Annotated in this window: 10 protein-coding genes; 2 read left to right on the top strand and 8 right to left on the bottom strand. The window is 72.0% G+C overall.

Going from position 1 to position 9,856, the window contains the following annotated elements; genetic code table 11:
- A partial coding sequence (locus ABYE80_RS11845; RefSeq protein WP_372790487.1) for a class I SAM-dependent methyltransferase occupies positions 1-350 on the bottom strand: 350 nt, incomplete at its 3' end.
- A 48-nt stretch (positions 351-398) separates the two neighbouring features.
- Between ABYE80_RS11845 and ABYE80_RS11840 the strand changes: the two genes are divergently transcribed.
- Together ABYE80_RS11840 and ABYE80_RS11835 are read left to right on the top strand one after the other, a co-directional pair.
- The gene (locus ABYE80_RS11840) at positions 399-1,352 is read left to right on the top strand and encodes a glycosyltransferase family 2 protein (RefSeq protein WP_372790486.1); all 954 of its coding nucleotides are present in this window, start codon (positions 399-401) and stop codon (positions 1,350-1,352) included.
- A gap of 83 nt (positions 1,353-1,435) precedes the next feature.
- Entirely contained in the window at positions 1,436-2,428 is a 993-nt protein-coding gene (locus tag ABYE80_RS11835) for a diacylglycerol kinase family protein (protein ID WP_372790485.1), read from the top strand.
- A gap of 68 nt (positions 2,429-2,496) precedes the next feature.
- Here ABYE80_RS11835 and ABYE80_RS11830 read toward each other — a convergent pair whose 3' ends face one another.
- From ABYE80_RS11830 to ABYE80_RS11800, 7 genes are all read right to left on the bottom strand, one after another.
- A complete protein-coding gene (locus tag ABYE80_RS11830; RefSeq protein WP_372790484.1) occupies positions 2,497-2,979 on the bottom strand; it encodes a hypothetical protein in 483 nt (160 codons plus the stop codon).
- A gap of 155 nt (positions 2,980-3,134) precedes the next feature.
- Positions 3,135-3,698: a GNAT family N-acetyltransferase gene (locus tag ABYE80_RS11825; protein WP_372790483.1), complete on the bottom strand. Its 564-nt coding sequence runs from the start codon at positions 3,696-3,698 to the stop codon at positions 3,135-3,137.
- Positions 3,691-4,023 carry a hypothetical protein gene (locus ABYE80_RS11820; protein ID WP_372790482.1) on the bottom strand — a complete coding sequence of 111 codons (333 nt, stop codon included), beginning with the start codon at positions 4,021-4,023 and terminating at the stop codon, positions 3,691-3,693. Before ABYE80_RS11820 ends, ABYE80_RS11825 begins: the two co-directional genes overlap by 8 nt.
- Before the next feature lie 4 nt (positions 4,024-4,027).
- Complete coding sequence (locus ABYE80_RS11815) at positions 4,028-4,513, bottom strand: hypothetical protein (RefSeq protein ID WP_372790481.1); 486 nt, start codon at positions 4,511-4,513, stop codon at positions 4,028-4,030.
- A gap of 6 nt (positions 4,514-4,519) precedes the next feature.
- The gene (locus ABYE80_RS11810; protein ID WP_372790480.1) at positions 4,520-6,856 is read right to left on the bottom strand and encodes a bifunctional (p)ppGpp synthetase/guanosine-3',5'-bis(diphosphate) 3'-pyrophosphohydrolase; all 2,337 of its coding nucleotides are present in this window, start codon (positions 6,854-6,856) and stop codon (positions 4,520-4,522) included.
- On the bottom strand, positions 6,817-9,231 hold the full coding sequence (gene recJ, locus ABYE80_RS11805; protein ID WP_372790479.1) for a single-stranded-DNA-specific exonuclease RecJ: 2,415 nt from the start codon (positions 9,229-9,231) through the stop codon (positions 6,817-6,819). The genes ABYE80_RS11810 and recJ overlap by 40 nt, the downstream gene beginning before the upstream one ends.
- Positions 9,232-9,310: 79 nt before the next feature.
- Positions 9,311-9,856: hypothetical protein (locus ABYE80_RS11800; protein WP_372790478.1), on the bottom strand; the 546-nt coding region annotated here is incomplete at its 5' end.

Below are 9,856 nucleotides of genomic sequence, written 5' to 3'. Positions count from 1 at the left end.
TCGCCGTGGTGGAACTCGACGTTCCCGTGGGAGGCGAGCATCTGCTGGGCGCGCTCGAGCATCTCGCTGCTGACGTCCACGGCGTGGACGTGGGCCGTCCGGTCGGCCAGGACGCGCGTGAACCGTCCGACACCGCACCCGAGGTCCAGGGCCACGGCATCCGGCGCGATCGCGGGCGCGTCGCTGCGCTGCAGCAACTCGTCGAGGAGCCGCTCGCCCTCCGCCCAGAACCAGGCCTCGTCGCCGGTACCGCGATCGCGGTCGTACCGCAGCCGGTCGTCGACGAAGAACAGCGCGTCCTCACGGGCGCGCTCGTCCCAGAAGTCGGACATGTGCGAGGGCTCGAGCATCCCGTGGGACGGTACCGAGCGCCGCGCGGACGGGTACGGTGCCTGCGGATGCGCCGAGCGAGCATCATCGTCCCCGCGCGGAACGCCGCCGCGACGCTGCCCGCGCTGCTGGACGCGCTCGCGGCGCTGGACCTCCCGGCGGGCACGAACGTCGAGGTGGTGCTCGCCGACGATGGGTCGACGGACGGCACGCCGGACCTGGCTCGCGCGCACCCGCTGCCGGTGCACGTCCTCACGAGCCCCGGGCGCGGGCCCGCTGCCGCCCGCAACGCCGCCGCGGCGCAGGCGCGCGGTGACGTCCTGGCGTTCACCGACGCCGACTGCGCCCCCACCCCGCGATGGCTGGCCGCGGGCCTCGCGGCGCTCGACGCCGGCGCCGACATCGTGCAGGGCGTGGTCGCGCCGCCCCCGGGCGTCCACGTCGGTCCGTTCGATCGCACCGTCCGGGTCGGGCAGCCCACAGCGCTGTACGAGACCGCGAACCTGCTCGTGCGGCGCCGCACCTTCGACGATCTCGGTGGCTTCGAGAGCTGGCTGGGCACGGGCACGCAGAAGGAGCTCGGCGAGGACGCCTGGTTCGGCTGGCGGGCGGTGCGGTCCGGGGCGCGTCCCGCGTTCTGCGCGGAGGCGGTCGTCCATCACGCGGTGTTCCCCGGCACCGCCCGCTCGTTCGTCGCCGAGCGGCTGCGCCTGCGGTTCTTCCCGGCGCTCGTGCGCCGGATCCCCGAGCTGCGGGAGGCGTTCTGCTTCAGGCGCTGGTTCCTGACCTCCCGCACCGCGCGCTTCGACCTGGCGCTGGCCGGGCTGTGCGGAGCACTGCTGGGACGGCGGCGGTGGCCCCTGCTGGCCGCCCTGCCGTACCTGCGCCAAGTCGCGGGCCTCGCGACCCCGTGGGGCCCGCGTCGCGCTCCGCTCGTCGCCGCCGCCAACGTGGCCGCCGACGCCGTCGGGGCGGCCGCGCTGGGCCTCGGCTCGGCCCGTTCCCGGACCCCGCTGCTCTGAGAGGAGCCCGAGCCGGGCAGCGCCGGCGTGCCCCCTCGGGCACCGTGGCGTAACGCCGCGCCGCGCCAGGGTTAGGTCACGGCGTGGCCGCCCCTCTCCAACTCCAGTCGCTCGAACGGCTCGGGGACTCGTTCGCCGGCGAGCACTCCGTCGAACGCAAGCGGATGCTCGTGATCGTGAACCCGTACGCGACGACCGTCAGCGACCGGCTCAAGAACCTCGTCGTCTACGCGCTCCAGGGGCGCTACGACGTGCAGGCCGTCGACACCCAGCGGCGCGACCACGCCACCGAGCTCTGCCGCGAGGCGGCACAGGAGGGCATCGACGTCGTCGTGGCCTTCGGCGGTGACGGCACGCTCAACGAGGCCGCCAACGGACTCGCAGGATCGTCCGTCCCGCTGACGACGCTCCCCGGCGGCGCCACCAACGTCTACTGCAAGATGCTCGGCATCCCGGGCGACATCGTGGACGCCACCGAGCACCTCCTGCGACTGGCCGACCGGTGGGAGCCCCGCCGCGTCGACCTCGCGAAGGCCAACGACCGCTGGTTCACCTTCTCCAGCGGCGTCGGGCTGGACGCGAGCGTGGTGCACCGCGTGGACCTGCACCCGCGCATGAAGACGCGCCTCGGGGCCTACTACTTCACCTACGCCGGCATCACGACCTTCCTGAAGGACTACGTGCTGGGTCCCCCGCGGCTCGAGGCGGTGCTGGCCGACGGCACCACGTTCCCCGGCGTGACCTCGATCGTCCAGAACGGCGACCCGTTCACCTACTTCAAGAACCACCCGATCAAGCTGGTCGAGGGACAGACGCTCGACTCCGGTTCGCTGAGCGGCATCGTGCTGCAGCGCTCGACCCCGACCGTCATGCCGGGGGTCATGTTCCGGCTCTTCTCCGAGCGGGCCAGGATCACCGGCCACCGGGCGGTCAGCGGGTTCGAGGAGGTCCCGACCGTGACCATCCGGTCGGCCGACGAGCGTCCCCTGCCGCTGCAGGTCGACGGCGACTACATCGGCCACGTCGACGAGGTGGCGTACTCGCTCGCGCCGGGCGGCCTGACCGTCGTCGCCTGAGGCCGCGGGCCCGTGGCGCTGTTGTGGCCGCGCCGCAGGTTCACTCGGGCGCCGAGGTTGCCTGTCGTTCAGGCGCAGCTTTCGACGTAGTCCACTTCGGGGATCCGGCCGGTGACGACCGATGTGACCTTTCCGCTCGCGTTCGTCTCGAACACGATGCGGCGGTTGCGGGTGGTGACCCTGAGGTACTTCCCGCCCGGCACATACGCGTGCGGGCGGGCGCTGATCCTGCGCCCGTACCGCGCGTACACCCTCTTGACGGTGTCGCGAACGTGAACGCCCTTGCGAGTTCGGTATCGGGAGGTGCCCACATCGATGCGGATGAGCCGCCCGTGGCTGAACATGCCGTAGACCTTGCTGCCGAGCTTCGCCGTCCCGCACGAGCGGTCGTTGAAATAGGTGACGTCGGGGCGACGCCCCGAACGATCTGCGATCTGCGACACGGTCATGCCGATCTGGATCGTTCCCAGGCCGTTCTTGGTGATGCGGTCCGACGGCCGGAACCCCTCTGCGGCGCTGCAGACCCCGAGGACGGTGGCCGTGACGGTCACACAGGCGAGCGCTCTGGAGCGGTTCGAAACCTCTGACATGGTGCCCTCGCCAATCGTTCGGGGACGAACCCTGTTCCGTCCCACGTCCCGACCCTAACAGCGGGCGGGGCGGCCATGTGGCCGCAGGGTCGGCTCGTGACCAGTTCCCGACCTGCTCACCCCGGTGACGGGTGCTCGTCCCCGACCCGCGCGAACACCGCCAGGTCGATCCGTTCGTCACCGTGCCACTCGAACGACCGCAGCGTCCCCTCGTAGGTGAACCCGCAGCGCCGAGCCACCGCCGCCGACGCCCCGTTGCGGGCGTCGATCCGCAACTCGACCCGGACGAACCCGTGGGTCGCGACCGCCCAGTCCGTCAGCAGGGTCACCGCGGTGCTGGCCGCACCGCGACCCCGGCCCCACGGCGCGAGCCAGTACCCGACCTCCACGCGCGCGTTCGGCCAGTCGATCCGCAGCAGCGACACCGCTCCCAGGAAGCGGTCGGTGTCCCGGTCGGCGATCGCGAACATCAGCTCCTCCCCGTCCCGGGCCGCGCGGGGCTGCGCGTCGAAGCGCCGGCGGACCTCGTGCAGCGGGATCGCCGCGGGGATCCCGGTCCAGCGGGGGACCTCGGGGTCCTGCATCCCCTGGTGGATCTCCTCCAGTTCAGCGCGCGCCCAGGGCCGCAGGAGGATGTCGGCCGCCGCGAGCGGCCGGTCGGGATGCCGCAGCTCAGGCACGGGGCGACTGGCGCCACCTGCGGACGTAGGCGGCCTGCGTCAGGACGGCGGCGCCCACGCCGGCCAGGAGGTGACGGTCACCCGCCACGCTGACGGCGAAGAGGAACGGCAGGGCGATCAGGAGGTACTCGAGCGTGCGGGGCCGCGGCAGGCTCGCGAGGTCCACCCCGGCCGCCCGGGCGGCGCGGACCTCGACGGCGCCCGCGGCCGCCAGTGCCGCCACCCCCAGCAGCGAGGTGACGACGGCCGAGACGTCGGCGAGCGCGAGCCCGAGCAGCGCGACCGCGCCGCCGAGCAGGCCGATCAGGATCGTGTCGGCGAACACCGGATCAGTCGATGACGATGCCGATGCTGACCCGCGTCACGCGGCGTGTCTTCGTGCTGATGCGGAAGTCGGTCACACGATCCCCCGGCTTGAACCCGCCGCGGGTGCACATGCGGTGCGTCTTGGCGTAGGTCGTGCACTTCAGGCCCTTGATCCGTCGGCGCAGCACCTTCTCGGAGCTGCCGACCCCCACGTCGTTGGAGGTGCGCTGCTTCTTGGACCGCGTGGTGAGGGCGAAGACCGTCGGCTGATCTCCGCGGAAGAGCGACACCTCGGTCAGGCCGTACCGCAGCACGGTGTACTTCCCGAAGATCTCGCTGGTCTCGGTGCGCACCGCGCTGGGCTTCCCGAGCACCTCCTGCACCTGCGCGCGGTCCATGCCGATGGAGACCCCGGCGATCGACTTCTGCACGACGATGCTGGCGTCCGCGGCGGGCGCTGCGCACAGGACGCCGACCGCGGTCGCCGCGATCGGAAACGCTCTCTTCATGGTGGTTCAGGCTCCTGGCGTGACGCGGTACGCGTCGAACACGCTGTCGATGTTGCGGAGACGACTGATCGTCGCCTTGAGGGCTTTGGTGTCGCCGACCTCGACGACGAAGCGATTCTGCACCATCGGCGGGCTCACGACGCAACGCGCCTCCACGATGTTCAGGCCGCCCTCGGCGAACGTCCGCGAGAGATCCTCGAGCAGCCGGTGCCGGTCCCAGGCGTCGACCTGCAGTTCGACCCGGAACGACGTCTCGTGGTCGCCCTCCCAGTGGACGCGCACGAACCGCTCCGGGTCCTTGCGCAGCGCCGCGGAGTTCGGGCAGTCGTCACGGTGGATCGTGATGCCGCGGCCGAGGCTCACGTAGCCCACGATCGGATCACCCGGCACCGGTCGGCAGCACTTGGCGAGCCGCAGCTGCACGTTGTCGACGCCCTCGACCATGATGCCGTAGCTCGCCGAGCTCCCGGTCGGCTGGCGACGCTGGCGCCGGGTGGAGATGAGCGACTCCGCGGCGGTCTCCTCGCCCTCCGCGGCCTCGCCCTGCTTCAGGCGCTGGAGCACCTTGTTGGTGACGACCTTCGAGCTGATCTTCGCGCCACCGAGCGCGATGTAGAAGTCGTCCGCCTTCTTGAAGCCCATGTCGCGGATCACGTCCGCCAGCAGCGGCGACCCGGTGATCTTCTGCGCCGGGAGGCCGGCCTTCTTGAACTGCTCCTGCAGCAGCTCGCGGCCGGTGTGCTCGGTGTCCTCGCGCGACTCGGCCTTGAACCACGCCTTGATCTTGTTGCGGGCGCGCGTGGTGCGCACCAGCGCCAGCCAGTCACGCGACGGGCCCCGGTCGCGCTTGGAGGTGAGGATCTCCACGATGTCGCCCGAGCGCAGCTCGTAGTGCAGCGGGACGATCTTGCCGTTGACGCGCGCCCCGACGCAGCGGTGCCCGACGTCGGTGTGGACCTCGTAGGCGAAGTCCAACGGGGTGGCCCCCGCGGCGAGCGACTTGACCTCGCCCTTCGGCGTGAAGACGAAGACCTCCTCGGAGAAGAGGTCGGCCTTCACCTGCTCCATGAACTCGCGCGGGTCGACGTCCTCCTGCTGGTCGTCCAGCATCGAGCGCAGCCACTCGAGCTTCGCCTTCCCGTCGGTCGGGATCGGCGGACGCGACGAGCCACCCTTCGCGCCCTGCTTGTAGATCCAGTGCGCGGCGACGCCGAACTCCGCCATCGCGTGCATCTCCACGGTCCGGATCTGGATCTCGAGCGGCAGCCCCTCGGGTCCGATCACCGTCGTGTGCAGCGACTGGTACATGTTGAACTTCGGCATCGCGATGAAGTCCTTGAAGCGCCCGGGCAGCGGCTTCCACAGCGAGTGGATGACGCCGACCGCGCCGTAGCAGTCCTTCACCGACTCGACGATCACCCGCATCGCCGTCAGGTCGTAGATCTCGTTGAACTCGCGACCCTTCTTCGTCATCTTCGTGTAGATGGAGTAGAAGTGCTTCGCGCGCCCGGAGATCTCGGCGTCGATGCCCAGGGCCTCGAGCTCTCGCGAGAGATAGAGCCCCGCCTTGGCGACGTAGGTCTCGCGCTCCTCGCGCTGCTGGTTCACCAGGCCCTTGATCTCCTGGTACTTGCGCGGGTGCAGCGTCGCGAACGCGAGATCCTCGAGCTCCCACTTGATCGCGTGGATACCGAGGCGGTGCGCGATCGGGCCGTAGATCTCCAAGGTCTCCTTGGCCTTGTCGATCTGCTTCTGCTTGGGCATCGCGGCGATCGTCCGCATGTTGTGCAGACGATCGGCGAGCTTGATCAGGATGACCCGGATGTCCGAGGCCATCGCGACCATCATCTTGCGGTAGTTCTCGGCCTGCGCCTCGTCGCGGGACTGGAACGTGATGCCGGTGAGCTTCGTGACGCCGTCCACGAGCGCGGCGACCTCGTCGCCGTAGCGGACCCGGACCTCCTCCAGCGACGCCGACGTGTCCTCGACCGTGTCGTGGAGCAGCGCCGCGACCAGCGTCTCGGTGTCGAGTCGCATGCCGGCGCAGATCTTCGCGACGCCGACCGGGTGCACGATGAACTCCTCGCCGCTCTTGCGGCGCTGATCGGCGTGGTGCTCGCAGGCGAAGACGAACGCATCCTCCACCCGGTCACGGTCCACGGTGATCGCGGCGTCCTCCGCGTGCTCCTCGACGATCGCGAACAGGTCCGAGAGCAGGCGCTTCTCGGTCTCGGTCAGGTCCTTGCGCTCGACCGTCGAGCGGGACTCCGGATCGACGACGGCGCCCACCGGGCGCCGTTCCTTCAGGCCGCCGACGCTGCTCGGGACGGGTTCGTCAGCCATGGTGCCCCCTCGCGAAGTCGCGTGCTGCAGGCCCGGAAGCAGGCCGAGTCCTCGAGGTCCGCGCGCCCGACGTCGCGCAACTGCGCGGCGAACGCGTCGCGGTCCACGTCGGCCAGGCCGAGTTCGTCGAGGACGAGCAGCAGGCGGCCGGCCAGGACCGGATGACGCGGATGCTCCCCGTCCCCGCGCAGGGCGTCCTCGAGTGCGGCCCCGGAGCGCAGCGAGCGATAGACCTCGGCGAGCGGCTCGCGAAGGGTGTGCAGATGGGTGTGGACATCCGCGGCAAAGCGTAGCTCAGCGTTCCCCCACGCCTGATGGGCCATCCGGTCGGGGTCCCCGCCCAGCAGCAGCGCCATGAGGGCGGGATGCCCGGGCGGGTCGAGCAGGACGACGTGCTCGTAGGCGTCCAGGATCTCGGGTCGGTGGCAGAGCGCGTCGAAGGAGGCGAGGGCGAACCCTCCGATGCGCCCCGCCAGGTGGCGCTCACGGGTCGTGCTGTCGGCGCACGCCACGAGCACGGACTCCCCGGAGGCCACGAGGGCGGCGACCGTGCCGATGATGCTGCGCCCGCAGCGGTCGAGGACCCGGCGGCGACTGGCAGGCGCGGGCAGGCTGTCGTAGAGGGCGGGCGGTGCGGCCGCCGCCGCGAGCACGGCCTCACGCCAGGTCGTCGGCGCGCCGAGGTGCTCGATCGGCGCCGGAGCGACCGCGGTCGCGTGACGCAGCAGCAGGCGCGGCTCGGTCGCGCCGTTCCACACGTTGACCTCGAGGCCGAAGGTCGCGTCGACCGCGATGTCGTGCCCCTCGGGCAGCGCCGTCGTGCCGAAGGCGACGGCGCCGGCGCGCACGCCGCCGGACTCGACCGTGAACTTCAGATGCCGCCCCTCGCCCATCGGGCGCGCTTCGCTGAGGCGGCACGCCGGCACGAGCAGCGCCGGTTCGCGGTTGCCCTCACCGAACGGCGCGAGGATCTGGAGCTCCTCGGCGAGCTCCAGCCCGAGCTCCTCACCCGTCACGATCGCGTCCACCCGGGCGACCGGCACGAGGTCCTCGGGACGCAGCACGCTGTCGGCGTGCCGCTCGAACGCCGCGCGCAGCGCCGGCAGGTTCGTCGGGTCGACCGTGCAGCCGGCAGCGGCCCGATGGCCGCCGTGGCGGAGCAGCAGCTCGGCGCACGCGTCCAGCCCGGCCAGCAGGTCGTACGCCGGGATCGACCGGCCGCTGCCGGTGCCCTGGCCGTCGCGTACCGCCACCAGCAGGACCGGCCTGCGGTGGCGCTCGGCGAGACGCGACGCCACGATGCCGATCACGCCGGGGTGCCAGTCCTCGCCCCACAGCACGTACGCGGGCCGCTCGCCGAGCTCCGCCACCTGTCGCTCGGCGTCGAACCGGATCCGCTCCTCGGTGTGGCGGCGGTCGGCGTTCAGCCCGTCCAGCTCGTCCGCGATCCGGCGCGCACGCTCCTCGTCCGTGGTCAGCAGGAGCTCCAGCGCCGCGTCCGGACGGGCCACCCGGCCCGCCGCGTTGATCCGGGGCGCCAGCCGGAAGCCGACGTCGGTCGCGGTCACCGACGACGGATCGACCCGGCCGACGCGCATGAGCGCCCGCAGGCCCGGCTTGCGGGTCCGGCCGATCGCCGCGAGGCCCTTGCGGACGAGCCGGCGGTTCTCCCCGACCAGCGGCACGCAGTCGGCGACCGTGGCGAGCGCCACGAGGTCGAGGTCCTCGTCGGCCAATGAGGCGTCGGCCCCGGCCGCCGCGTGGACGGCCGCCGCCAGCTTGTACGCCACCGCAGCGGCGCAGAGGTCGGCGAAGGGGTAGCCGCAGACCCGGGGGTGCACGATCGGCGCGTCCGGGAGCCGCCCGTCGGCGCGCGGCTGATGGTGGTCGGTGACCACGACGTCGATCCCCGCCGCCCGCGCGGCGGCGACCTCCTCGACCGCGGTGATCGCGCAGTCGGTGGTGATCAGCAGGCGCGTCCCGCGGGCCTGGAGACGCTCGACGGTCCTGCCGGTGAGCCCGTATCCGTCACCCTCGCGGCTGGGCAGCAGGTGGTCGACCGTCGCGCCGTGGTGGTGGAGCGCGCGCAGCAGGATCGCGGTGGAGGTGACCCCGTCGACGTCGTAGTCCCCGTGGATCGTGATCCGGGAGCCGGTGCGGACGTGCCGCAGGATGAGCGCGACCGCCGTCTCGATCCCGGCGAACGCGGACGGATCGTGGCGCTCGTCGGCGGCCAGCCACCCTCGGGCCTCGTCAGGATCGCGCAGGCCGCGCCGGGCCAGGATCTGCGCGACCGGTCCGCTGACCCCCAGCGCCTCCTGCAGCGCGAGCACGTCGCGCGGGGAGCACGGCGGGATGTCGAGGCGGGCGTCCACGGGCGGCCCACGGTAGGAGGTGTGCTGGACGGAACCGAGCCGTCTTCCCGCAACCTGCGGGGTTTTCGGCGCGTGCCCCTCAGCGCTTGGGGCTGGGGCGCTCCAGCGCGGTGAAGACCGGGCTGTAGCGCGTCTGTCCCCCGACCACGTACCGCAGGCGGAACGTCGCGTCACGCCGGACCACCGAGCCGGGGACGACCCGGTCGAAGATCCCGGTGGTGGTGAACGACGTGGTGCGCTTGCGTCCCGCACGGCTCGCGGTGGCCAGCGTCCGCCACGTCCCGCGCGGGGGCCGGATCTGCACCCGGACCGTCCGCTTGCCCGAGCCCACGCGGATCCGTCCCCAGATCCCCATCCGGCGGCGCTTGGTGTCGATCCGCCGGACGAACATGCCGGCGGCGAACGCGTCGACCGCGGGCTTCGGGCGCCCGTCGGCGAAGAGCAGGCCGCTCTCCCATTGCCCGAAGGCGCGCCGGTCGCTCTGCCCCTGCACCGTCGCCGCGGGCGGCAGGTCCCGCAGCAGGAACTGCGCGAAGGCCCGCACGCGCGGCTCACGCCAGGCGAGGTACTCCGCCCACGGCAGGAACCGCACCTGGTCCGAGAGGCCGTACTTGGTGGTCTTCGC

It is taken from the genome of Paraconexibacter sp., from assembly GCF_041602235.1.
Taxonomy (GTDB): Bacteria; Actinomycetota; Thermoleophilia; order Solirubrobacterales; family Solirubrobacteraceae; genus Paraconexibacter.
The sequence above is the reverse complement of the archived record's forward strand: the minus strand, read 5'-3'. Positions and strand labels throughout refer to the sequence as shown.